Origin of the sequence: Anaeromassilibacillus sp. An250 (genome assembly GCF_002159845.1) — a bacterium.
Classification (GTDB): Bacteria; Bacillota; Clostridia; order Oscillospirales; family Acutalibacteraceae; genus Anaeromassilibacillus; species Anaeromassilibacillus stercoravium.
On record NZ_NFJK01000008.1, the window covers coordinates 84,619 to 108,134 of the forward strand.

At 51.7% G+C, this 23,516-nt stretch carries 21 protein-coding genes; 7 read left to right on the forward strand and 14 right to left on the reverse strand.

Annotation, left to right across the window (positions count from 1 at the left end):
- Nucleotides 1-40: 40 nt before the first annotated feature.
- The 10 genes from B5F54_RS08775 to B5F54_RS08820 form a co-directional block, all read right to left on the reverse strand.
- A complete protein-coding gene (locus B5F54_RS08775) occupies nt 41-1,351 on the reverse strand; it encodes an alpha-amylase family glycosyl hydrolase (protein ID WP_087233300.1) in 1,311 nt (436 codons plus the stop codon).
- A gap of 232 nt (nt 1,352-1,583) precedes the next feature.
- Nucleotides 1,584-2,093 carry a DNA-deoxyinosine glycosylase gene (locus B5F54_RS08780; protein WP_087233303.1) on the reverse strand — a complete coding sequence of 170 codons (510 nt, stop codon included), beginning with the start codon at nt 2,091-2,093 and terminating at the stop codon, nt 1,584-1,586.
- Between the two features lie 5 nt (nt 2,094-2,098).
- The gene (locus B5F54_RS08785) at nt 2,099-3,496 is read right to left on the reverse strand and encodes a CCA tRNA nucleotidyltransferase (protein WP_087233306.1); all 1,398 of its coding nucleotides are present in this window, start codon (nt 3,494-3,496) and stop codon (nt 2,099-2,101) included.
- Nucleotides 3,497-3,961: 465 nt separating this feature from the next.
- Entirely contained in the window at nt 3,962-4,834 is an 873-nt protein-coding gene (locus tag B5F54_RS08790; RefSeq protein ID WP_087233309.1) for a lysylphosphatidylglycerol synthase transmembrane domain-containing protein, read from the reverse strand.
- Between the two features lie 238 nt (nt 4,835-5,072).
- A complete protein-coding gene (locus tag B5F54_RS08795) occupies nt 5,073-5,543 on the reverse strand; it encodes a hypothetical protein (RefSeq protein ID WP_087233313.1) in 471 nt (156 codons plus the stop codon).
- 88 nt (nt 5,544-5,631) lie between these two features.
- Nucleotides 5,632-6,969 (reverse strand): radical SAM protein, encoded by a 1,338-nt coding sequence (locus B5F54_RS08800; protein WP_242969670.1) that lies wholly within the window; start codon nt 6,967-6,969, stop codon nt 5,632-5,634.
- A 155-nt stretch (nt 6,970-7,124) separates the two neighbouring features.
- Nucleotides 7,125-8,900: an oleate hydratase gene (locus tag B5F54_RS08805; RefSeq protein ID WP_087233319.1), complete on the reverse strand. Its 1,776-nt coding sequence runs from the start codon at nt 8,898-8,900 to the stop codon at nt 7,125-7,127.
- Between the two features lie 123 nt (nt 8,901-9,023).
- A complete protein-coding gene (locus B5F54_RS08810) occupies nt 9,024-9,605 on the reverse strand; it encodes a TetR/AcrR family transcriptional regulator (protein WP_087233322.1) in 582 nt (193 codons plus the stop codon).
- 236 nt (nt 9,606-9,841) lie between these two features.
- Nucleotides 9,842-10,732, reverse strand: coding sequence for a hypothetical protein (locus B5F54_RS08815; protein ID WP_087233324.1), 891 nt, complete (start codon nt 10,730-10,732; stop codon nt 9,842-9,844).
- Nucleotides 10,722-13,751, reverse strand: coding sequence for an RNA dependent RNA polymerase (locus tag B5F54_RS08820; protein WP_242969671.1), 3,030 nt, complete (start codon nt 13,749-13,751; stop codon nt 10,722-10,724). Before B5F54_RS08820 ends, B5F54_RS08815 begins: the two co-directional genes overlap by 11 nt.
- A 122-nt stretch (nt 13,752-13,873) precedes the next feature.
- Between B5F54_RS08820 and B5F54_RS08825 the strand changes: the two genes are divergently transcribed.
- From B5F54_RS08825 to B5F54_RS08845, 5 genes are all read left to right on the forward strand, one after another.
- Complete coding sequence (locus B5F54_RS08825) at nt 13,874-14,950, forward strand: AAA family ATPase (RefSeq protein ID WP_087233327.1); 1,077 nt, start codon at nt 13,874-13,876, stop codon at nt 14,948-14,950.
- Between the two features lie 202 nt (nt 14,951-15,152).
- The gene (locus B5F54_RS08830; protein WP_087233330.1) at nt 15,153-15,464 is read left to right on the forward strand and encodes a plasmid mobilization protein; all 312 of its coding nucleotides are present in this window, start codon (nt 15,153-15,155) and stop codon (nt 15,462-15,464) included.
- A 3-nt stretch (nt 15,465-15,467) separates the two neighbouring features.
- Nucleotides 15,468-16,823, forward strand: a complete 1,356-nt coding sequence (locus B5F54_RS08835) for a relaxase/mobilization nuclease domain-containing protein (RefSeq protein WP_087233333.1) — start codon at nt 15,468-15,470, stop codon at nt 16,821-16,823.
- Nucleotides 16,824-16,872: 49 nt separating this feature from the next.
- On the forward strand, nt 16,873-17,151 hold the full coding sequence (locus B5F54_RS08840) for a hypothetical protein (protein ID WP_087233336.1): 279 nt from the start codon (nt 16,873-16,875) through the stop codon (nt 17,149-17,151).
- A gap of 70 nt (nt 17,152-17,221) precedes the next feature.
- On the forward strand, nt 17,222-18,901 hold the full coding sequence (locus B5F54_RS08845; protein ID WP_087233340.1) for a recombinase family protein: 1,680 nt from the start codon (nt 17,222-17,224) through the stop codon (nt 18,899-18,901).
- Nucleotides 18,902-19,037: 136 nt separating this feature from the next.
- On the opposite strand, the gene tsf is transcribed toward B5F54_RS08845, so the two are convergent.
- The 3 genes from tsf to B5F54_RS08860 form a co-directional block, all read right to left on the reverse strand.
- Complete coding sequence (gene tsf / locus B5F54_RS08850; RefSeq protein WP_087233343.1) at nt 19,038-19,955, reverse strand: translation elongation factor Ts; 918 nt, start codon at nt 19,953-19,955, stop codon at nt 19,038-19,040.
- A 98-nt stretch (nt 19,956-20,053) separates the two neighbouring features.
- The gene (rpsB, locus tag B5F54_RS08855) at nt 20,054-20,794 is read right to left on the reverse strand and encodes a 30S ribosomal protein S2 (RefSeq protein ID WP_087233346.1); all 741 of its coding nucleotides are present in this window, start codon (nt 20,792-20,794) and stop codon (nt 20,054-20,056) included.
- Nucleotides 20,795-20,964: 170 nt separating this feature from the next.
- Nucleotides 20,965-21,243 (reverse strand): YlmC/YmxH family sporulation protein, encoded by a 279-nt coding sequence (locus tag B5F54_RS08860; protein ID WP_087233349.1) that lies wholly within the window; start codon nt 21,241-21,243, stop codon nt 20,965-20,967.
- Between the two features lie 210 nt (nt 21,244-21,453).
- Between B5F54_RS08860 and B5F54_RS08865 the strand changes: the two genes are divergently transcribed.
- Both B5F54_RS08865 and sigG read left to right on the forward strand, forming a co-directional pair.
- Entirely contained in the window at nt 21,454-21,984 is a 531-nt protein-coding gene (locus B5F54_RS08865) for an inorganic diphosphatase (RefSeq protein WP_087233351.1), read from the forward strand.
- 201 nt (nt 21,985-22,185) lie between these two features.
- Nucleotides 22,186-22,953, forward strand: a complete 768-nt coding sequence (sigG, locus tag B5F54_RS08870; protein ID WP_172749656.1) for an RNA polymerase sporulation sigma factor SigG — start codon at nt 22,186-22,188, stop codon at nt 22,951-22,953.
- A 102-nt stretch (nt 22,954-23,055) separates the two neighbouring features.
- On the opposite strand, the gene B5F54_RS08875 is transcribed toward sigG, so the two are convergent.
- Nucleotides 23,056-23,511 carry an ACT domain-containing protein gene (locus B5F54_RS08875; protein WP_087233355.1) on the reverse strand — a complete coding sequence of 152 codons (456 nt, stop codon included), beginning with the start codon at nt 23,509-23,511 and terminating at the stop codon, nt 23,056-23,058.
- Between the last annotated feature and the right edge of the window lie 5 nt (nt 23,512-23,516).

The following is a 23,516-nucleotide window of genomic DNA, read 5'->3' on the forward strand; positions in this document are numbered from 1 at the left end:
CACATGAAAAATGGGTGCGAGTGGTTTTTATTTCATACCATCAATAGATTTCCCAGTATGCAGCGCTGTAGGGAGGAAGCTTGCTGCCGCCGCCGAAGTCGTGTGTTTGGCCGGTCAGCAGATCGCGGGCCCGGCCTGCGTTGGCATTGAAGTGTGCATCATAGGCCTCTCCGTCCGCATTGACCGCCACCAGCACACGCTGTCCCTCAAAGGAACGCTCAAAGATGAACTGCTTATTGGTCAGCATCAGAGATTTGAAATCGCCATAGCAAAGCGCTTTGCTTTCCTTATGCGCTTTTGCGCATGTGGCGATCCATTCGGTTAGTGCATTGCACTGCGGCGCTTCAAAGCAGGGGCGGAGGGAGTCGTCGCTGCCATGCTCTTTTTTTCCTTCAGCGCCCCATTCGCTGCCGTAGTAGATGCAGGGGATACCCGGCATGCCGAAGAGCAACGCATAAATGAGGGGAAGATGCTTTTCGTTGGTCAGGTTGCTTGCGATGCGGACGACGTCGTGGTTATCCACAAAGTTGAGCAAATGCTTTCCCTTGTAGAGCGTCCAGTTCTCCGGGCCGAATTGGCGCAAGAGGGAATGGCCGATCTCGAACAGGTTCATAGAATTTAAGCTCGAATAGAGCCCTTTATAGCACTCGTAGTTTGTCGCACTGTGTAGCATCTGGTCGTTCATAATCTGGTTGTAATCCCCGCCGAGAATTTCGCCGACCAGGAAGAAATCCGGCTTTAAGGTGTCGCAGAAGCTGCGCAGGCGGCGGAGAAAGTCGCGGTCTACGCAGTAGGCCACGTCCAACCGCAGGCCGTCAATGTCGAATTCTTCGACCCAACCGCGAATACAGGAGAAGAGGTGCTCAATCACCGCTTCATTGCGCAGATTCAATTTCACTAGCTCATAGTGGCCTTCCCAGCCCTCATACCAGAGGCCGTCGTTATAACCGTCATTCCCGCCAAAATTGATATGGAACCAGTCCTTATAAGGGGAATTTTCCCGATTCTTTAACACATCCTGGAAAGCCCAGAAGCCGCGTCCCACATGGTTGAATACGCCGTCGATGACCACCTTGATTCCGTTTTGGTGGAGCGCCTTGCTCACGGACGCAAAATCCTCGTTGGTACCGAGGCGGCAGTCGATTTTGCGGTAATCGCGCGTATCATAGCCGTGCGCATCGGATTCAAAAATCGGAGAGAAATATATGGCATTTGCACCGCAGTCCAAAATATGAGGAATCCAGTCCTGCACTTTTTGAATGCGCGGTGTGAGGATGCCGTCGTTTTGTTTTGGCGCCCCGCAGAAACCAAGGGGATAGATTTGATAGAAAACACTTTCGTAAGCCCACATCTGAAAAAACTCCAATCTCCGCTGAGTAAGAATAAAATAAATAAGAAAAGGAAGAAGAGAGCCCGTTTTCAGCGGCAAACAAAGCTCATATTGCACAATAAAGTAGAAAATATTTTGAATTGAACTGTCATTATTATACAATAAAATGAAACAAATGTCACGCAAAATTTCGAAAATTTTTGTAGCAAAACGAATGAACCCCCTTCCGTTTCAAACCTGGAAGGGGGTTTATTCAATCCTTTGTTTCGGAACATAGACCCGGCAAAATGGAGTATGCCTCAACAAGCCGCGCGTATGTATAGTGGCGGCAATTCGCCGGGCTGGTGGATGGAAGCGAGACAGAGGGAAGCCTGGTAGAAGGCAGGCACAGACGTTTATAGAGAGCGGCGGCCTTTGTCCCCGTTGTACAGATGGTGTGGATATGGGTCTCCTGTAGGAGTGAGGATAAGTCGTTCGCAACCGGCTGCCGGATGCTTCCGTCGTCCGCTCCTTCTATGGCACAGCTCCGCAGAACATCCCACAGAGCAATGTGGTTGCGCAAGCAGAATGCTACTTTCTCTTCCTTAGAGACGGGGAGAGCTTGCTGAAATACATCGGCGAGCACGCGCCAAAAGCGATTTTGCGGGTGGGAATAGTAGAAGCCAACGGCGCGGCTTTTTGGGGAGGGCATGGTGCCAAGGATTAGCACACGCGACTCCCCGTCATACAAGGGCTTCAATGTATGTGTAACGTATTCGGCCACGGCGTTTATCCCTCCGTTTCCTTCCGAGAGAATGCCAGCTGTTTTGCCAAAGGAAGAAGGGAGTCCAACCGGTTTTCGCAGCGGTTTTCCAAGACCGAATCCAGTAATTCCTGCAACAAGCGGCCCACCTCCGGTCCCTCTGGAACGCCTATTTGGAGCAAGTCCTTTCCGTGGATTGCAAGGTCCTTCAATTGAAAACAGGATTGCTCTGCGAGAATGTGATCGAGAACGGCAGCTTCCCGGTCGATCATATCCATGCGGAGGGCTGCGGCGGGGGAGTGTGCAGCTGTATCCGCGCGGTTGACCGCGAGCAGCATACGAAACAGCGGTTCACCAAGCCGGTTTAGCCAGCGTTTGACGCGGACCTCCTCGTCGGTGATCGATACATCGTGGTACTTGACCAGGGTTGCTACGGTGCGGATGGTTTCTTTGCTGAATCGCAGACGTGTCAATACGGTTTTTGCGATTTCTGCCCCGAGGTTCTGGTGTCCATAAAAATGGCCGATCCCTTTGGCATCCATGGAAAAACATCGCGGCTTTCCGATATCATGAAACAGGATGGCGAGGCGCAACTCCAGCCTTGGCGCAATGGCGGAGATTGCATGAAGCGTATGCTCCCATACATCATATATGTGATATGGGCTGTGTTGTTCCAATCCGACCATGGGGGTAATTTCCGGAAGAAAGACGGCAATGACACTTTGGTACTTCCGCAAAATGCGCTCTGCGTCCTTGCCGCACAGCAGCTTGCCAAATTCAACTTGAATCCGTTCTTCGGAGATCTGATGCAGCAAGTTTTTTTGCTGGAACATTGCATAGGCCGTCTTCTTTTCGATGGTGAATCCCAAGGTAGAAGCAAAACGAAGCCCGCGGAGAATCCGCAGGGCGTCCTCCTGAAAACGCTGTTCCGGGATTCCGACACAGCGCAGAGTGCGGCTGTGCAAGTCGTGTAATCCGTTGTAGGGGTCCACAAGCCCTTTGCTGGGATGGTAGGCGATTGCATTTACCGTAAAGTCGCGGCGTGCCAAATCGTCCACCAAATTGCGGGAGAAGGTGACGGAGTCCGGATGCCGTCCATCGGAGTAGGTGCCGTCCACACGGTAGGTGGTGATCTCTACGGGCATACCGTCCGCGACTACGGTGACGGTCCCGTGCTGTAGGCCGGTGGCAAGGATCTGGTAGCCGGGCAGAGCTCGTATGGTTTCCTCCGGAAGGGCAGAGCAAGTGAGATCCCAGTCGTTTGGGGAAAGCCCCAGAAGGCTATCCCGTATACATCCGCCAACGGCATAGGCCTCATATCCTTGCCTTTGCAGCAATTCCATCAGGCGCAGCACCTGCTTCGGTGGATGGATGGGAGGGGAATCGTTCTTTTTTCGGGATGCGCAGCGCCTGGACGATGGCATATGGTTCACCTCTTTTCGTATTTTATTATAACTGAAAATTTACCAAAGGGATAGCCCTTCGCGGCACAAGGACAAAATTTTGTCGGTCTCTTAGGGAGAAAGATCCCTTTGGACGCGGTTATGTGATGCCTCCTGCCGTTACATTCCTAGCGCAATAGATGAAGAGGGAAATCGGCCAAGCTGCAATGAACGAAAATCAGCAAATGGAAACACAAGAGAAACAAAAAACAGCGCGGAGAACTGCTCCGTGTCATAGGGACACGAAGTGAACCTCCCCTAATGGGGTAATATCGATACGGTAAAAGACTATAGCTGCAAGTCATTATGAGGGCTTGCGGCTATAGTCTCTTTTCTTGTTGACGAAAATAAAATAATTGCAGAACATTTAAGTATCAAACATCCCTTTGTGCATTCTGATGTATAGCGAGATACTCTTGTAATTCTGCCGAATCCTGCTTTGTCAAATCAGGATATTCCATGATTCTCCTCCTGATTCGATGTGTGCATTGAGGTATTGGACCTTTCTTTTGTATACAAGCGCAGTCCGATTCTTTCTGTTGCAAACGCACTAAGCAAAAATGGAACAAAATATGTGGAGAGCCGATAGAGAACAAGTACAGAAGATACATCTGCCGCATCCATGTAACAGGAAAACAACAGCAGAAAAGCTGCTTCTACTGAGCCCATTCCAGCAATATTAGGCAGAGCATTGGAAATAACATTTGCCAAAGCAGATAATGTCTGTATTTGAATAAGAGAAAAATAATCAATGCCAATCGCTCTCATGCACAGGTATGGAATTGAATAGAGCCCCATCAACTTGATTGCGTTGATTCCTACCCCAACCAAGATTATATTTGGGGTGTGAAGCAAATCCTTTGCTCCTATATGTAGCGCATCTACTTGTTGTTTCCATTGAATCGCACGATCTGCCCACTTTGAAAGACTTTCTAATCGACAAATTCCTTTGCAGATGAACCGATAGAAATTTTCCAGAGTACATATCAGAATGAGCAATATAATGATAATAATACATATCAGATACCCGAACACGACATATCTGAGCAAATTTCGATGTTGCCTAAAAAGCTTCTGCCCCTCAAGCAGAAGTAGTACGCTACTACACAGCAAAATGGTTGATTTATGGAGCACATATTCCATACTCATGATTCCCGCAGCTTCTCCAGGCTCCATTCCCTTACGATGTAAATAAGCGCTTTGCATGGGGATTGATCCCACAGAAAGGGTAACAACATTTCCAAACACACCCAATAGTGTGACCTCTACCGCCTGTTTGAAAGAAAAAAACGAATCGTCCTTCTTACGAATATGAGACAGAGCAAACTATCTAAGAGTTGATAGACAAATCCCATGCAAAGGATCCAAAGCAAGCCTCTTATACTGGCTGTTTGAATGTTTTGAAATATTTCTTTATAGTGGTTTCGGAAAACAAACCAAAGCAAGGTAAACAATGTAAGAAAACTGAGTATTGCGGAACATACTATTTTTTTCTTTGGGGACAGACTTTTTCTCATAGGGCACCTCGAAAAGTTTATAACGACTATCTCATCCGATTTCATCGCCTTTCGGGGAAAATGGCGTTTAGCAACAGTGTCGCCCCCAAAATAGCAATATGTGGTGTGAATTTTCCATACGGGTCAAATAACAGAAGGAGAGATAAAATCAGACGGATAAGTAGTTCTCCGAGAGCAGATAGGACCCCCTGTTTTGCCTGATATGCTTCCCAGAAGTCAACGAAAGCATCTGTCGTCTTCCAAAGCCCCAAGACGGCCCAGATAATTCCTATTGGCACCAGCGCGGTTTTGCCTTGAACCAGAAAAGAAAGTCCCAAGATCAATAGAACCAATTTACGAGCAAATATGTCAGGAGCCTGCCGGAATTTTTCCCCAACTGGTTGGATACCAATCAGGCCAATTAGGATCATCATAATGCCCATCAAATATGGTAAAAGAGAGGTGATTTGCTTTGGAAACAAGATACAAACTATTCCAATAAGCCCAAGTGCAATTTGTGTAACACTTATCATAAAATCTCCCCATAATTTAGAAGCCGTCGAAATCTCTGCCGCAAACAGAGATTCCGACGGCTTGCTCTGTCAGAGACAGCCCATTGGCTCAATTCTTATTTCTTTCGTTCCATAAAAGGTCCGCTTCCGGGGCCCAACAAGCAGCATAGTTACGGCACTTGTCACACAGATGGTCAGCACTCTCCGGAGATTGAAGATCCGTAGAATGGGCTCCGGACTGATGTACCATCATTTTTAACATGTCAGGATTCTCCAACATGGGGCAGGGACGCAGGTGGTTGCAATTGAAGGGCTGGTGGTTGTGATAGGCCATAAACAGAGGAGATTGGAAAGCTTCCAGCAAGGTTTTTTCTCTGATATTGGAGTCAGAGTAGTGGATAAACGCACAGGGTTCCACATCGCCATTGGCGTTAATATGGAGATAGTTACGGCCTCCTGCGATGCAGCCGCCTACATACTCGCCGTCATTCTGAAAATCAATCGTGAAGATGGGCTTGGTGGAACGGTACTCCCGCACTTTCCGGTACATGAGCTTACGCTGCTCCGGATTGGGCAGCAGGTCGGTCACTGCTTCGTTCCCCACCGGCATGTAGTGGAAGAACCAGGCAAACTTGGCCCCACACTCCACCAGATGATCGATAAAAGCCTCGGAGCTGATGGAGTCCACATTTTTCGAGGTGTAGCAACAGGATGCACCAAAGGGCAATTTGTATTGTTTCAGAATAGCCATAGCCTTCATGATTGCCTGATAGGTGCCCGCCCCCCGTCGAAAATCGGTAGCGTCTTCAAACCCTTCTACACTGATGGCGGGAATAAAGTTTTTCACCCGCAGCATTTCCTTCGCAAACGCATCATCAATCAGAGTGGCATTGGTAAAAGCCAGGAACTGGCAGTCGCTGTGTTCGGTGCACAGCCGGAGGATGTCCTTTTTCCGAACCAGAGGTTCACCGCCAGAGAAGATGTACATATAAGTTCCAAACTCTTTGCCTTGGCGGACAATGTCGCTGAGTTCCTCGTATGTCAGGTTCAGCTTGTTGCCGTATTCAGCAGCCCAGCAGCCAGTACAGTGAAGATTACAGGCAGAGGTAGGATCCATGAGAATCGCCCAAGGAATATTGCAGTTCAACTCCTTACGATAGTGTTCCTGCTTGGGCCAGCCGATTAGACTGGCATTCAGGAAGAAGTTCTCAAAAACCACCTTCAACACATCATTGTCAATGTCCCGGAAAACGCTCATAATGAGCTGGTACATGCTACATTCCGGATCGTTTAAAACATTTCGAAACGCTTTGCGCTGTGCGGGGAAGCTGTTCGGTCCATCTCCTGCCAGCTTATCCACCCAGTCCATCAGTTTAAGCACATTTTCCTCGGGATTTTTTTCAATATATCCCAGCGCTGTGCGCAGAGCTGTTTTTTTTATCTGCATAGAAACGTCCATCTTCTATTTCTCCTTTTCAAATAGTATCTTTCCATTAAGTGCTGCTTACCGCACGGCTATGCACTGCACGGTTTACAAATGTTCTAACTGAAAGAATTGCTAAAATACGATATCGGTCTATTTAGTGGAAAAGGTATTAAAGGTCAGATGACATGATATTCCTTTAGCAGCTTCTCCACATCCGTACCAGAGATTTTTTTCAGCACTTCCTTCAATGCCATCCGCTCTTTTAAGCCCAAATGCATATCTGTGATCTTCCGGCCGTCCCTCAACTGTACCGTTGCATTGAGCAGGTCTCGAACATCGAAGGTACTGCCCCAGACCTCTGGCACTCCCCGGTCGATGTCCAGCAGGGTATATACCGCCTCCATGCCGGTACGCATGGAGTATTCCGTAGTGAAGATGGTATCTCGGGGGGTCTCGGCGAACTGACCGATGAAGGCAAAATTGACAGCCTCCCTGGGCACCACATCCGGTCGGTCCCCCGCCGCCCGGGGCATAAAGAAGGCGGTGATATAGGGCATCATGCAGGGGACGGTATTGGCGCTGCACTCGGCCAGAGACTCAATTTCCCCCTCAGGTACGCCCAAGTGGTAGAGCCACTCCATGCAGATCTCCTTGCCGGTACACTCCCGCATGGGCTTCTTCACATAGTTGCCGGGCTTATCGCTGAACAGACCGTAGATCCAGCCCACCAGCTGGCCCTTGGGCTGGCTGCGGAACTGGGGTTGGCGGTTGAAGGTCCAACTCAAAAGCCAGTTGGAATCCTTCACGGTGACGATGCCGCCGGTGACCACCTTGCCGCTGAAAGGATCCCGCTGACAGATTTTTTGAATATAGGGCGGAATTTTGTCATCCAAGGTGGTGACGGTGGCGCTCATCCAGTTGCTCTTCTCCGGATCGCCGCAGAACTTCTCGGGATGACCGAAGGAAGGATCCTGGGCCGCGATGCGCCGCCACATATCCCAGCCGCCACCCTCTTTCAGCTCCGGCTTGTAAGGAGCGGGAGTGTTCTGAGAACCCAGAGCAGAGTTCTCCACGCAGCCACCCGGTGTGATAAAGACCAGATCCTGCTCCATAAGATCGATCTGTTCCTCTCCGGTTTCAAACTGCAAGGTGAGGCGACGAGCAAGCTTTTGACCGGCGCGAATTTCAAACTCCACATCAATAACCTTGGTATTGTAGTGGAACTGTACGCCTGCCTTCTCCAGATAGGTCACCATGGGCAGGATCATGGATTCGTACTGATTGTAACGGGTAAAGCGGAGAGCCTTGAAGTCGGGTAAACCGCCAATGTGATGGATGAAGCGACGGAGGTAGAGCTTCATCTCCAGGGCACTGTGCCAATTTTCGAAAGCGAACATGGTGCGCCAGTAGAGCCAGAAGTTGGAGTTCAGCACCTCGTCACTAAAGTAGTCTGTGATGGGCTTGTCGTAGAGTTCCTCGTCGGGAGTGAAGAACAACTTCATAATCTCCATGGCCCCGGCATCGGAAAGGCCGAATTTTCCGTCGGTACGGCCGTCCTCCCCGCGGTTCTGGGTGGCCCGCATGAGGGAGTAGTTGGGGTCCCGTTTGTTGAGATAGTAGTACTCGTCCAGCACGCTCAGTTCCGGGTTCTCAATGGAGGGAATGGATCGAAACAGGTCCCACATCACCTCGAAGTGGTTGTCCATCTCACGACCGCCCCGCATCACATACCCCAAGCCCGGGTACTCCCAGCCGTCGCAGGCCCCGCCGGGGATAGGATCCTTCTCAAAGATATGGATGCGTTTTCCCGGCATCTGCCCATCTCTCACCAAATAGCAGGCAGCAGTCAAAGCTGCCAGACCGGTTCCAACAATATAGGCAGATTTTCGTTCCACACCCTCCGGTTTGAGTGGCCGAACAAAAGCTTCATAGTTTCCACTGGAATAATACACTCAAATGACCTCCTTCATCATTTCTTTGCCTTCATTGTATCTTTTCTCCAATGCCCAAACAATAAACAAAGCCTCTCGGATGATGAAAATTACATCATCCGAGAGGCTTTGTAAAAAGTTTTATCATTCCAGCTCTTTTGATAAAATTGGTATCTCTGCCATATTCTTAATAGCTAAAAGAAGTTGGCCATGTATCATCTGACTCACACGACTGACAAATATTTTCGGATCTTCTTTCATTCCACACTTGACCCACTCTAATATGATACCCACAAATCCATGTTTGTAAAAATCGGCGATATACTGCTTATTTTCGAGAGAAATGTAATAGTCCTTGGATAGTTCACATACAACATCAAACAGCAAATCATATACAACTCGGCAAAGATAATTCTCGATTTTTTCTCGCTGGATGGAGTGATACACACCTTCAACAAATGACCTGTTCTCCTTTGTTGCACAGCATAAAGCGAGAAAACCTTCCTGCCAGGTTTTATAATTTTTTCGTCCTTGTATGGCCTTAGCACCTTCTTCTTGGCATATCCAATCAATGAGATCAAAGATATCTTGGAAATGATAATAGAATGTCATGCGGTTGATGCCGCAGGCTTCCGTAATATCAGCAATCGTGATTTTAGACAGAGGCTTTTGTGTCATAATACGTTTCAACGCCATAGCCATTGCCCATTTTGTTGTTTGAGACATTGTTATCTCACCCCTTATGTTAAGTATAGCATGATTTACAAGGTGTGAAAAGTAATTATCCTCTTTTGATGAGCATTTACTAACAATTATGTCGTGATATGCGCCATTTCTGGGAGGGCCAAAATTACGGAAGACTTTTTTAGATGAAGCATTAGATTCTGTGCCTCCTTACAAAGTTTACCAGCACTGGCATAGTTCAAAAATTTCCCTTTCAAAAAGGAATGTTAAAACCACTTCTAAAGTAACTTTTCTTCTTGCTTGTCATCCAATTCTGCCTCCAACCGGTACCGGCAAAGCCCAAAGCCTGTTTCAGATCGCTCTAAAATGGTCTCTGGGATCTGCCTGAGATACTTCCGCCCAAAGCTGGTGGTGCCGAAATATGCGTCAAAGTTGGCCACCGGCAGCACCACCCAGTCGGAATCCTCCGGCTTATTGGCAAGGTAGTAGGCTGCCAGCGTCTCTACCATCTCCACGGGAACGCCCTTAGGCGTGAGGCTGCGAAGTTGCTCCACCAATGCGGGTGGAAGTATCGGTTCCTCCGTCCGGAGTGGCCCCAGCTCCAGAGCCTGGGCCAGAAAACTGTCAAACCGCAGGCCCCACTGTCCCTTGGTGGTGGGAGCAAACAGGGGGACCTGCATCTGGATCACCTTGCCCCGCCAGGCCTGGTTAAAGCCTTTTTCAATGGTGGCACACTTCTTCTGGGCACTGCTGGACACCTTCTCCGGGTTTTCCCGCACAAAATCCACCACCCGATGTACATGCCTATGGAACCATCCGCTGCCGTTTTCCTCCACAAGGCTGGGAAATTCTGAATGGAGTCCCCCAAAATCACTGCCAAACTGCCACGCCTCCCGGGGCGTGGCTTTTTTGCTGCTTGGCACACTGCACCAGGCGCATAAGCCCCGCTTGGCATAGTCAATGCGTTCCCGAGGCGCTTTGACCAGGCCGCCATCCTCATTACGAAACAGAAATCCTCTTGCCAGGATGGTCAATACCCGGTTGAGTCCCTCGAAATCCAAAATGGTGTCGAAGGTGAAGCGGCCCAGATAGGTGGTGTCCTGCTTGTTCCGGGCAGTGTAGTTTACCGTGCCGGTATAATCCTGAAATTCCTTCCACTCATTCAGCATGATCCACCTCCAAAACATGTTCCTCAATGTGGTCCGGCAGCAGGTCCCACAGCAGGTTCCGCTTACCCAGGGCTACTATATAGGGCACCGCCAGCCTGGGCCGGACGATCTTGTCCAGCAGCTTGCGGCAGACCTTGGACACCACGGCTCGCTCGTTGCCGCTGAAGGGGGCGGACAGATAGGCCTCCATCATCTTCTGGAAGGCTGGGGAGTCCGCCGGGCGGCGGAGCTGCTTCCGTTCCCGGGCTGTCGCCAGATCGTCCATATCACAGACCAAATCTCCCAGCAGACGGAACCCGCCGTGGCGGAAGTCGGTCAGAAGATCATAGTAGTCCGCCGCCTCCGGCAGATGCCCTTGCAGAAATGTTTCTCTCTGTCCTTCTGCCAGCAGGTGCCACTGCTGGTCCACGATGGCCTTTCGCAGAGCGGCGATGCGCTCCGGGGAAAGCTGCTGAAAGAAGGCGTACAACTCGTCGCTGTCGAAGAGCTCCTCTTGTCCTCTGGCGTAGAGGATGCGATCAATGTCCGTTTTTCGCTGCTGCCCCTTGGCAGGAGCGCGGCAGGCCCGGATGCGGGAGAGGCAGTGCTCGTAGTCCCACAGCAAGGCAGAAACAGAAGAAAGTGTTTTCTCATCCAGCTGCCTCTTCCAGTTTCGCTCCTGGGCGAAGGTGAATAGTTCGCTATCCTTCGCTGGTTTCTCCTGAATCTTGGGCGTATTGCGCTCCAGCTGGCGTGCCAGCCAGGGCAGCCGCTCCACCGGGGAGTCCACGGTGTCCCAGTCAATCCCGGCAAAGAAGGTCTCCAACCGCTCCCGGTGGGTGGGCTCATACCAGGCGCGGCGGCGCTCCTCCGCACGCTCCAACAGATATTTGTACTGCAGGAAGGGAGTGCGCTTTACCTTCCGTCCACCCAGAAATTCATCCAGATTGGGCCGTACACCGGTCTTGGCCGCGTCGATCTCCAGCCCGCTGTAAATGGCCAGGGCCTCCAAGTCCCGGCTGCACCGCTTGCGCTCCTCCGGGTCGGCGTGTTCGTTATAGGCGATGACACTCCGGTCCAGAGCAGCGTTGCAGATCTGTCCAATGCGGGCGGCAAAGGTGTTCTCCACCGTCTGAAAACGGGCCTGCCAGTCGTTGGCGTCGGACTTGGGTGCGGACAAGGATGGAATTTTCAGCAGGGGCAGGTTGGCGTTATTGGAGAGCTGCTGATGGACATCGTAATCATAATTCCGCTTCACACATCGGTTCAGAATGGGATCGGCAATGGTCTTGATAAGGTCGCCGTCATAGTCCGCACCCCCCAGCCGCTCCGCTGCCAAACTGTCTGCAGACACCATGACCACATCGGTGAGGTGGCCCAGGTAATGCTGACGCAGTGCGTCTCCCTCTGGGTACACGGACAGCTGCAATTCCTCGTTCCGGGCGATGTGGGGATTGCGGAGGAGGGTACAGCTGTCCTCGTGGTCATAGGCCGCGCCAGGAGCATAGAAACTGTCCTCCGCAAAGAAGTCTCCCATCACCTGATTGCAGAAGTCCCGCTCACCGGGCAACTGGAACACACGGGGCGCAATTAACTGCCGCAGCAGTTCCAACAGATCACCTGAGAGAAAACGGTTGTCCCCTGACACCAGCAACCGCCCAACGGCGTAGCCTCGGAGAATCTTCCGGGCCTGTCCGTCCAGCTGTTCCGCATAGATAGATTCCCGAATAAACTTCGGGTTCTTCTCCAGCACCCGGGCCATGATGTTGGCCCGGCTTCCCCTGGACTGGCTCAGGCCCCGGCGAAAGTATTCCTGCTGGTATGCTTCATTGGCACGAAAGTTATAGTAGGCTGTCTCGGTGGCCTTGGTTAGCCATTGCCGTGGATCATCCTCCGGGCTGTGGTCCCAGCCTTCCGGCAGGTCGGTGGGGCGAAACTCCTCCGGCTGAATGGAGAGGGTGGAGAGAAATTGATAGTTGAGCTCTACCAGTTTCTCCGGCTCCGTCCTGCTCAGGTTGGTGATATACAGGGCGTGGTTGTAGTCCCGAAAGGCGTCCCAGTAATCCTCCCAGGTCATACCGTTCTCCCGCAGCCAGCCGTAGGCTTTGAACTGACTGCGGGTGAGGATAATGTCTACACTGCGGACAGGGTGCGCCTTGCCCCAGATGTCTACGATGCTCTGGGTACCGCTTCTCTTCAAGAAGTCCTTGAAATCCACCTGATGGAGCATCCCCTTGATGTAGGGCATCCGAATCTGGAAGGAGGTGTGGGTGTGGCTGCCGCTACAGGCCTTGTCCACCACATCGGCGTACTCTTTGGAGATGAGGCCCACGCCGTCAAAGCAGGTGATGTCCAGATCTTCCAGTGTATCCGCCCGATAGAAGGTTCCCGGCTCTCTGCCTTCCCGCAGGGTGATGACGGAGGCTCGCTCCACTCTCTTGGTTGGATTGTCTATGACGATGACCCGGTGTTTTTTGTCAATGCGGATGCCGTCCACCCGGGTTCCGCTGGAGAACATGAGACCGTTGTAGGCGTAGAGTTTACTGAGCTGGCAGCGATCCAGTTCCATGTTCAGCATGATCCGCTGGCGCATGGGTTCATACAGATCCGCCCGGATGAAGGAGAGCCGGGACTGGCGGCTCATGCTGGCGGAGCGTTCAAAAGCCACATAGCGGTGTGGGCCGCTGCCGAAGTCCAGAGTGATCCCCTCGGGACGAAACATGTCTCTGGCCTTCTCCCGGCGGGCCTGCTGCGTCCTTCCGGTTCCACGCCGGTCAAAGATCCCGGCGAAGTCCATATAGAACAGCACATCGGAAAGCAATGTGACTTTCTCATCGCCACGCTCCCGCCAGCCCTCCCCGTGGAGTTGGTACATCAGCTGATGGAACATGGCGCAGCTGTCCTGCTCGTGCTTGGCACCCGGTACCTTGCAGTGCTCGGTGGCACTGCGGTTCAGAGCAAAGATGTAAACGCCGTCTTTCTCCGCGGCATAGCTCATCACTGCCCGGGCAGAGAGTTCGTAGATCTGATAGGTCGCCATTGGCTCACCTCCGTTTGCTCCATTCTACCATAAACCATTTCAAAGTCAAAATAAATACTACTCCCACTTCTTTTGAGGTGGGAGCTTTTTATATTCAAATTCTTGAAATGGAGGTACCAAATATGAACAACAAAATGAACCATCCCCTGATCACAGTGGACGGCAGAACCCTGATGGATCGTCCGCTGGAGCCGCCCAATTTTGTGGTGGATACCCTGATCTCTCAGGGTCTGCACATCCTGGCTGGCTCACCAAAGGTGGGCAAGTCCTGGCTTGCTCTATGGCTGGCGGTGACAGTTGCCAAGGGAGAACCAGTCTGGAACATGAGCACCAAGCAGGGCACCACCCTCTATCTCTGTCTGGAGGATTCCGTCCTCCGCATCCAGAATCGACTCTTTGAAATCACCGAGGATGCACCAGACAGCGTCCACTTCTGCACAGAGTGTGCGATCATCGGTCAGGGGTTGGAGGAACAAGTGGACGCATTCGTCGCCGCACACCCCGACACCGTGCTGGTCATTATCGACACCCTGCAGATGGTCCGCCCAGTCCACGACGCCACCTACGCAAACGACTACCGGGACCTGTCTGTGCTCAAGCGGCTGGCGGACGAGCACGGCATTGCCATCCTGCTCATCCACCACCTGCGGAAAGAAAAGGCGGAAGATGTGTTCCACCGGATCTCCGGGACCACTGCCATCAGCGGCGCAGTGGATTCCAGCTTCACACTGGTGGAAGAAAAGCGGGGAAGCGGCAGAGCCAGACTGACCTGCGTGGGCCGGGACATCGAATACCGGGAGCTGGAATTGGAACGCGGCGGTGAAAATGTGTGGGAGTTGGTTTCGGACAGCCGGACACAGCCTGAACAATTGGAGGGGCAAATCGTTGTTCTCCTCTCTGCGTTTATGAGCAGCAGAACAATATTTATCGGCACTCCCACGGAGCTCTCCGAAAAGATCGACCCTGACAGAATCGAAGGGGTAACGCCCAAAAAGATTTCAAGATTAATCCTGCAAAGCATTGAGGCCCTAAGAAAAAACGGCATTCAGGCAACGGTGCGCCGCAGCAATGGAAAACGAGTAATTGAGCTGCGTCGTGCCGATAGTGTCGATTTGGAGGGCGCCGGAGAAATCGTCCCTATCGACCCTGTCGAGGCGCTGTGTGGCGATTTGCGGGCGGTTTCCAGGTGCGGCGAGTAAACTCCCGCAAGGCAAAAGAAACGCCGTGTTGGGCCGCTTGTGTCCGAAGGAGGAGTGAGGGTGTTCGGCGCGGGAGAATCACCTCCTTGGAGGTGGCCAGCATCGCGTTTGTCTGGTCACCGGCAAAGCCGCCGCCCGCCTTCCGCCTGTTTGCGGGGCGCTGCCCCACACCCCATTTTTACGAAAGACTGGAGGAACCGACATGAAAAAAGATATCAAATTCAGCACCCGGATGGCATACGCAGACCGGGAGGCCATCAAGGAATTGGCGAAACGCTCCGGGATGTCCATGAGCGATTATGTGACGGCCTGCTGTCTGGGAAAGCAGGTGGTGGTCATTGACGGACTGAAAGAAGTGCTCAAGGAGTTGAAGTCCATCGGCAGAAATCTGAATCAGCTCGTCACCCTGGCACACATGGGACGCGTCACGGTAGTCAACCTGGACGGTGTACGCCAGGCGTTCTCTGAACTCTGTGCTGCTGTCCGGTTGATCTTGGAACGAAAGCGGTGGTGAGAAATGGCGATCATCAGCTTCACCAACTACAAGCGGGGTCAGACCACCGGATGCATGGGAGCCGTGATGCGGTACACCATGCAGGACAAGAAAACTGAGTTCGATGGGCAGCGATTGGTCACAGGCATCAACTGCCAGCCGGAATCTGTCTACGCGGACTTCATGACCACCAAGCGTCTGCATCATAAAACCGACGGCGTGCTGTTCTACCACATGGTGCAGAGCTTTCCAAAAGGGGAAGCGGTCGACCCGGTCGCCGCTCATGCGGCGGCGCTGAAGCTGGCTGAGTACTATGAGGGCTATGAAGTCCCGGTCTGTACCCACACAGACCGGGAACACATCCATTCCCACTTCCTCATCAACTCGGTCAACTTCGACACGGGAAAGAAACTGCACGTGGCAAAGGAGCAGCTCCAGGAATTGCGGCAGCGCAACGATCAGATCTGTATGGAGTTTTCTCTCCCTGTGTTCAACCCCGCGAACAAGAAAGAGAAGACCAAGACGATGGCCATCGGCGAGTATCACACCGCCGTCCGTGGCCAGAGCAAAAAACTGCAGCTCATGAATATCATCAACAACTGTATGCGCCACGCCTCCAGCCGTGAGGAGTTCATTGCACTGATGGAGAGCGAGGGCTACAAGGTCCGCTGGGAAACGTCCCGACGGAACATCACCTACACCACGCCCAGCGGCTGGCAGTGCCGTGACCGCCTGCTGTTCGGGGAGAAATATCTGAAGGAGAAGATGGAATATGAATTCAGGATCAGAGCAGAAATTATCCATGGACGAGCTGTTGGAGAAGAACCGGCCTGCGCAGATGGTACAGACCACGCCGCAGCCCCCGGCACAAGAGCTGACACCGCCTCCCGAAGTGCATCCCACGAAAGCGGAGTGGGAGGATCTGCAGAGCGACCTCTACACACTGGGGTACCACACCGAGAAACAGACTGGCTATCTCAAGAAAGTCAGCGAACTGCTGGCGCAGCTCCCGACCCGGACGCAGATGGACGAGCTGCTGAAAGCGGTGAAGCATCTGGAGCAGATGAACGAACAGGCTGGGAAGCGGAACGAGAAGCGTTTTTCTCTGCCCAGAATCAGACTGCCCAGACTGCGGCTGCCGCATCTGGATGGTCCCACATGGGTGGTCCTGCTGATGGGGACGGCAGCGTTGCTTCTGCTGTGGTGGGGCTTGGATGCCGTCTGGAACAGTTTCAGTCTGCTGAGCCTGTGATGGACAGCACCACAATGCACCCGCACATAGACAGGAAAACGCTCCGTAAGAAGCAGCAAAAGAAAATCGCCCAAGGCCACGCCGAGGACGATCACGAAGAAGAACAGACTTGGCAGCAGACCATGTGACGGTCTGCTATTTTTGTTGCCCGAATTTGTTTCGGGGGAAAGGAACGCTATGAAAAGTGAGTTTGAAGTGTATATGGAGACGGGTATCCTGGGCGGTTATATGCCAGAGCGAGCGATTGGCTACCGGGACGAGAATACGATCACGCCAATCTACCGGGATACATCTTATCACGAAACAGAGCATGGTATGGAACTGCGCCGTGAGATGATTGTGGGCGGACGAACATTCTTCGTCCGTTCCATCTTCTCTACCGCAGAGAAAGCAAAAACGCCTACGGAGCAGATGCTCCAAATCATCGACAGTGATTTAGAAAAAGGTTCGATTTGAGGATAGACATTGGGCAGGAGATACGGTATGTTTGTTGTTACCGTATCGGCTTGCCCGGAAAGGAGTAGCAATGGCAAGCAACGAAAAATATACCGTCCTCTATGGCCGACTGAGTCAGGAGGACACGCAGAAAACAAATAAGACGGATGACTCGAACAGTATCCAGAATCAAAAACTTCTGCTGGAGAAGTATGCAGCTGAGAAAGGATTCATCAACACCCTCTTCCTGTATGACGACGGTTACTCTGGAACGAACTTCAACCGCCCAGGCTGGCAGCAGGTCATGGAGCTGATGGAAAACGGTCAGGTGGAAACACTGATCGTCAAAGATATGTCCCGACTGGGCCGCGAGTACCTTCAGGTGGGTCAGTACACGGAACTCATCTTCCCAAGCTACGGTGTGCGCTTTATCGCCGTCAACGATGGCGTGGACAGCCTGTACGAGTCCACCAATGACTTCACGCCCTTCCGGAATCTGATGAACGAGTTCTATGCCAAAGACTGCAGCAAGAAGGGACGCTCTGTGGTTCGTCTCAAGGCTGAGACTGGTGCCAGAGTGTCCTCCCGCCCCCGCTATGGGTATATAAAGGACCCGGCAGATCCCAAACGGCACATGGTGCCTGATCCTGAGACTGCTCCGGTAGTGCGGTACATCTTTGACCTCTGCGTTTCTGGAAAGGGTCCTGCCCAGATTGCAAAGCAGCTCAAGAAAGACAAAATTCCCACGCCTGGATATTCCTACTACCAGAAGCATGGGGTGGAACTGACCGGAGTGGACATCACTCAGCCATACAACTGGTCCACCAACACCATCGCTGGCATTCTGGAGGATGAGACTTACCTGGGTCACACCATCAACCTGAAATCCACCACCCTGTCCTTCAAGAACAAGAAGCGCATTGAGCGTCCCGAGTCTGAGCAACTCCGCTTTGAGAATACGCACGAAGCACTCGTTACGCAACAGACCTGGGAGATCGTACAGGATATCCGCAAGCATAAGAGGCGTCCGGCAAAGATGGAGGAGCAGAATATCTTCTCCGGGCTGGTCTACTGTCTGGACTGCGGGGGCACCATGGTACTGCACCGAGCACACACCATGGATGCGGTGAAAAACAACTTCATGTGCTCTACCTACAAGAAGAAAGGCAAAGATGTTTGCTCTGGGCATTACATCAGAGAACAAGAACTCAGTGCCATCCTGCTGGATGACATCCGGCGTGTCACGCACTTCGCTCGTCAGAACGAGCTACGGTTTGCGGAGCATATCCGCAAGAAACAGGGCAAGGAGGCGCAGCAAGAGATCACGGTGCTTCAAAAGAAAATCGACACCATGCAAAAGCGCCAGGACGAGCTGACAAAACTCTTCAAACGGCTCTACGAGGACAGCGTCCTTGGCCGCATCCCGGACGAGCAGTATCGCATCCTCTCTCAAGAGTACACTGCCGAGCAGAAAGAGATTCAAGAACAGCTCCCTGCCATGGAAGTAAGGCTTCAGGAACTGAAAGACTCCAGCTCCAATATTACCCGGTTCATTGAGAACGCCAAACGGTACAGCCAGATCCCGGAACTGACCGCTGAGATCTTGCGCATCTTCATCAAGCGGGTGGAGGTCGGTGAGCGTGCGGAGAAATACTCCCGCACAGCACCTCAGGAGGTGCGTATCTATTACCGCGACATTGGTCTGGTGGATGAACTGCCTCAGAGTATGGCGAATTCCGTGGCAGAAGCAATCCAAAACGAGGTTCCATGAGCAGAAAAGGGAGGCTGTGCCGAAACACAGCCTCCCTCCACAGGAACAAATATTGAGTTATATGGGTAGGTTCATAAATTGTCCCTATGGAACGCCGGAGAAGCTTCCGCGCTGTTTATCTGCTGTTGGGAAAAGCTTATTTAATCATGTTGGCAACTTCGTCTGCAAAGTTGTCCTCGCGCTTCTCAAGGCCTTCGCCCTTCTCAAAGCGGACAAATGCAACGATCTTGATGTCGCCGCCGAGCTCTTTTGCCGTGTTTGCAGTATACTGCTGAACGGACAGATCGCCGTCCTTCACATATGCCTGGTCGACCAAGCAAACTTCCTTGAAGAATTTGCCGAGTCTGCCAACAACGATCTTCTCAGCGATATTGGCCGGCTTGCCGGACTCAATCACCTGCTCGGTGAGAATTTTCTTTTCATGCTCCACAACGTCAGCCGGGACGGAAGCCTCGTCCAAATAGGACGGGTTGATTGCAGCAACCTGCATAGCGATGTTCTTTGCATACTCCTCGAAGCCCTCTTTTGCAGCAACTTCCGGAGAAGTCTCAAACTTCACCAAAACACCGATTCTGCCGCCGCCATGGATATAGGAAACAACCGTACCCTCATAGCGCTGGAAACGGCGGATCTTGATATTCTCGCCGATGGTCAGGATCTTTTCCTTCAGCAATGCATCGACGGTCATGTCGGTGCCTGCCGCCTTGCAAGCCAGAAGTGCTTCCACATCTGCCGGATTCTCGGAGATAACCGTATCCGCACAGGTCTTTACAAAGTTCTGGAAATCCGCATTCTTCGCAACAAAGTCGGTTTCCGCGTTTACTTCGATGGCAACGCCAACATTCTTCGCCTCATTGGTGCATGCAAACGCAACGCCCTCTGCGGCAATACGGCCAGCCTTCTTTGTAGCAGCGGCAAGGCCCTTTTCTCTCAGGAAATCGATAGCGGCGTCCATATCGCCGTTTGCTTCAGTCAGTGCCTTCTTGCAGTCCATCATTCCGCAGCCGGTCTTCTCACGAAGTGCTGCAACGTCTTTTGCTGTAAAAGCAGCCATTGATTGATCCCTCCGTTTTTTAAGTGCGCCGGAAAGTGGTCTCCCCGGCGCTATTTGATCAAAATTCTTTTCAAATAGATAGGGAACCCCCCATCCAATTAGCCTGCGACCTCGTCCGTCTCATTTTCCTTTTCCTGCGCTTCAGCAGAACCCATCTGGCCTTCTCTGCCTTCGATGATCGCGTTGGCCATTGTTGCGGAGATCAGCTTAACCGCACGGATTGCGTCGTCGTTGCCCGGAATGACATAGTCGATTTCGTCCGGATCGCAGTTGGTATCAACAATTGCAACAATCGGAATGCCGAGCTTCTTTGCCTCTGCAACCGCAATTCTCTCCTTGCGCGGGTCCACAATGAACAATGCGCCGGGGAGCTGCTTCATATCTTTAATGCCGCCCATGAATTTTTCCAGCTTTTGAATTTCGAGCTGGAGCTTCGTGACTTCCTTCTTCGGGAGCAGATCAAACGTGCCGTCCGCTTCCATCGCCTTGAGCTGGTTCAAACGGTCAATTCTGCGGCGAATAGTGCGGAAGTTGGTGAGCATACCGCCCAGCCATCTTGCATTTACAAAGTAAGCGCCAGCGCGTTCGGCTTCATCACGGACCGATTCCTGCGCCTGCTTCTTGGTGCCGACGAACAGGACGGACTTGCCTTCCATCGAAAGATCACGGACGAAATTGTACGCTTCTTCAAGCTTCTTAACGGTCTTCTGCAGGTCGATGATGTAGATGCCGTTGCGCTCGGTGAAGATGTAGGGAGCCATTTTCGGGTTCCATCTTCTGGTCTGGTGGCCGAAATGTACACCGGCCTCCAAAAGCTGTTTCATAGATACGACTGCCATAATAAAATCCTCCTTGGTTTTTCCGCCGCCGCGCTCTGTTTTGGACGCAGAACTTCAAGGAATCCCTTTCGAAGCACCGGTTCGTCCAGCGCTGGCGTGTGTTTTGCGCGCATTATTATACCACAATCCAACAGGGATTGCAATATTTTTTCGGAAGATCACAGATTCGCTCAGCTTCCGAAGAGATGCGGCTTCTTTTTTACGCGGTAAAAATCATTATAACATACCAGAATCGTTTCGTCACCAATTACTTCAATATCCTGCCATTTGATAATAATATCATCCTCACGGCCGAGCAGGCCAAAAAAGCGCAGCCGGCCATAGATGACCAAAGAGAGGACCCGCGCGGTAACGGTGTCGATCTCCACATCGCACACATACCCAATACGTGTGCCGTCTTTGGTGTTGATAACCTCTTTGTGCCGCATGTCCGCGATTCTGCAATTCATGGAACACTCCTCCTGCTCTACTGATCGTAGTATATCTATGCGGAGAGAATGCCGAACATGCGAGAGGTGTATGCAAACTTCTGGGAAGGTTGCTTTTTATGGATTTGTATAAAATTCCCTGGAAATACATTGATTCTTTTTATGCGCAATGATACAATATAAATAAACGGCGGCAGAATTTATAGACAGCCAAAAAAAGGAGGAATTTGGATGAATATCTGGCATGACATTTCCCCAAAACGAATCAAGACGGACGATTTTTGTGCAGTTATTGAAATAACTAAGGGAAGCAAAGCAAAATATGAGCTGGATAAGGAGACCGGTTTGCTGTTTTTGGACCGCATTTTGTATACATCCACGCACTATCCGGCCAATTACGGTTTTATCCCGCGCACCTATGCGGAAGATCACGATCCGCTCGACGTCCTCGTGCTTTGTTCCGAGAATATCCATCCGCTTTCCCTGGTGCGGTGTTACCCAATTGGTGTCATCAGCATGGAGGACAACGGTAGTAAAGATGAAAAAATTATTGCCATCCCATTCAATGACCCAACCTACAACGGTTATAAGGACATCAGCGAATTGCCTGCGCATATTTTCGACGAGATGTCCCACTTTTTCTCAGTCTATAAGGCGTTGGAGGGAAAGACGACCGCGATTGACAATGTTTTCGGCGTAGAGCGTGCGAAGGAGATCATACAAGAAAGCATTGAAAGTTATCTGGAGAACTATTGCCGTTGAGCATCAAACGGTGGGCAAGCGCTCGTTGAAAAATTTTTTCATTTGGATTTAAGCAAGGGAAAGCCGCGCGGGGCGCGGCTTTCCCTTGCTATTGGGCGGTGGAAACATGCTGTTCCACCGCCTTTTTCCTTTTTTACTGGTGCATGTTCCTATCCGATCATGGCAATAATGAATGCGAAAGCCGGATGGGAGGAATGCGCTGTGTACAATAAGGTGGATATCTGCGGGGTGAATACCGCAAAGCTCAAAGTTTTGACCGAAAAAGAAAAGACGGAATTGCTGCGCCGTGTCAGGGAAGGGGACAAGCAGGCGCGCGAAGAGCTAATCAATGGAAATTTGCGCTTGGTGCTCAGTGTCATCCAGCGTTTTACAAACCGCGGGGAGAATTTGGACGACCTCTTCCAGGTGGGCTGTATCGGACTCATCAAGGCGATCGATCACTTTGATATGAACCAGGGCGTACGGTTTTCTACTTACGGCGTTCCGATGATCATCGGGGAGATCCGCAGATACCTGCGGGACAACAACAGCATTCGTGTCAGCCGGTCCCTACGCGACACGGCGTATAAGGCGATGCAGGTCAAAGAAAAAATGACCGCGAAAAACAACAAGGAGCCGACCATCGAGGAAATCGCCGAGGAGCTGGATCTCCCAAGGGAGGATGTGGTCCTTGCGCTGGAGTCCATCGTGGAGCCGGTTTCCCTGTACGAGCCGGTTTTTTCCGATGGAGGGGACACCATCTATGTGATGGATCAGGTGGGGGACAACAACGACGACAATAACTGGCTGGATGAAATTGCCCTGAAAGAGGCGATCAGCGACCTGAGCGACCGGGAAAAACGCATTTTATCCATGCGGTTTTTCCAGGGGAAGACCCAGATGGAGGTCGCTTCGGAGATCGGCATCAGCCAGGCGCAGGTATCGCGTCTGGAAAAAGGAGCGCTCGGAAAAATCAAACGGGATATTTGACCGGAAAACAAAAGAGGTTCCGCAGTCCGAACCAAAAGGATCGTCCTGCGGAACCCCAAAGATGAAACATTATAGAAATAGAATGGAAAAATCGAGCACTTTTCAGCCCATCTGCTTTTCGATCGACTCCAGCGTCTGTTCAAAGTCGGCGGCTGTCACCAACATGGAGATTTCCACATCGGAAGTGCTGATGAGGCGAATGTCGGTATTTACCTCTGCGGCCGCTTGTAACACCTTTGCAGCTACGCCGGGCGTGTTCTTCATGCGTTCATCGTGTACTGCGATTTTATAATTGCCGCTGCTGACGATGGTTTTGATATCGTGGTTGTCATACAGGGCGGAGGTGAACTTTAAGATTTTGCCGAGATCCTCGTCGTCGATGGTGAAGGAAATGGTCGTATACGCTCCATGGGAGGGGGCGAGGGAGATCATATCCACATTCACACCCAGGTCGGAAATCTTCTGAAAGATCTTGGCGATGGAATTGAGCGCCACAGGGCAATTTTGCAGGTTGACCAGTGTGATGTCACTGAGGGTTGTAATAACCGTTTGTTCCATGATCG

Coding starts and splice junctions, on each gene's coding strand:
- B5F54_RS08775 (WP_087233300.1), bottom strand. CDS start 1,351: ATGTGGGCTTACGAAAGTGTTTTCTATCAAATCTATCCCCTTGGTTTC.
- B5F54_RS08785 (WP_087233306.1), bottom strand. CDS start 3,496: ATGCCATCGTCCAGGCGCTGCGCATCCCGAAAAAAGAACGATTCCCCT.
- B5F54_RS08795 (WP_087233313.1), bottom strand. CDS start 5,543: ATGATAAGTGTTACACAAATTGCACTTGGGCTTATTGGAATAGTTTGT.
- B5F54_RS08800 (WP_242969670.1), bottom strand. CDS start 6,969: ATGCAGATAAAAAAAACAGCTCTGCGCACAGCGCTGGGATATATTGAA.
- B5F54_RS08810 (WP_087233322.1), bottom strand. CDS start 9,605: ATGTCTCAAACAACAAAATGGGCAATGGCTATGGCGTTGAAACGTATT.
- B5F54_RS08815 (WP_087233324.1), bottom strand. CDS start 10,732: ATGCTGAATGAGTGGAAGGAATTTCAGGATTATACCGGCACGGTAAAC.
- B5F54_RS08820 (WP_242969671.1), bottom strand. CDS start 13,751: ATGGCGACCTATCAGATCTACGAACTCTCTGCCCGGGCAGTGATGAGC.
- B5F54_RS08825 (WP_087233327.1), top strand. CDS start 13,874: ATGAACAACAAAATGAACCATCCCCTGATCACAGTGGACGGCAGAACC.
- B5F54_RS08830 (WP_087233330.1), top strand. CDS start 15,153: ATGAAAAAAGATATCAAATTCAGCACCCGGATGGCATACGCAGACCGG.
- B5F54_RS08835 (WP_087233333.1), top strand. CDS start 15,468: ATGGCGATCATCAGCTTCACCAACTACAAGCGGGGTCAGACCACCGGA.
- B5F54_RS08840 (WP_087233336.1), top strand. CDS start 16,873: ATGAAAAGTGAGTTTGAAGTGTATATGGAGACGGGTATCCTGGGCGGT.
- B5F54_RS08845 (WP_087233340.1), top strand. CDS start 17,222: ATGGCAAGCAACGAAAAATATACCGTCCTCTATGGCCGACTGAGTCAG.
- tsf (WP_087233343.1), bottom strand. CDS start 19,955: ATGGCTGCTTTTACAGCAAAAGACGTTGCAGCACTTCGTGAGAAGACC.
- rpsB (WP_087233346.1), bottom strand. CDS start 20,794: ATGGCAGTCGTATCTATGAAACAGCTTTTGGAGGCCGGTGTACATTTC.
- B5F54_RS08860 (WP_087233349.1), bottom strand. CDS start 21,243: ATGAATTGCAGAATCGCGGACATGCGGCACAAAGAGGTTATCAACACC.
- B5F54_RS08865 (WP_087233351.1), top strand. CDS start 21,454: ATGAATATCTGGCATGACATTTCCCCAAAACGAATCAAGACGGACGAT.
- B5F54_RS08875 (WP_087233355.1), bottom strand. CDS start 23,511: ATGGAACAAACGGTTATTACAACCCTCAGTGACATCACACTGGTCAAC.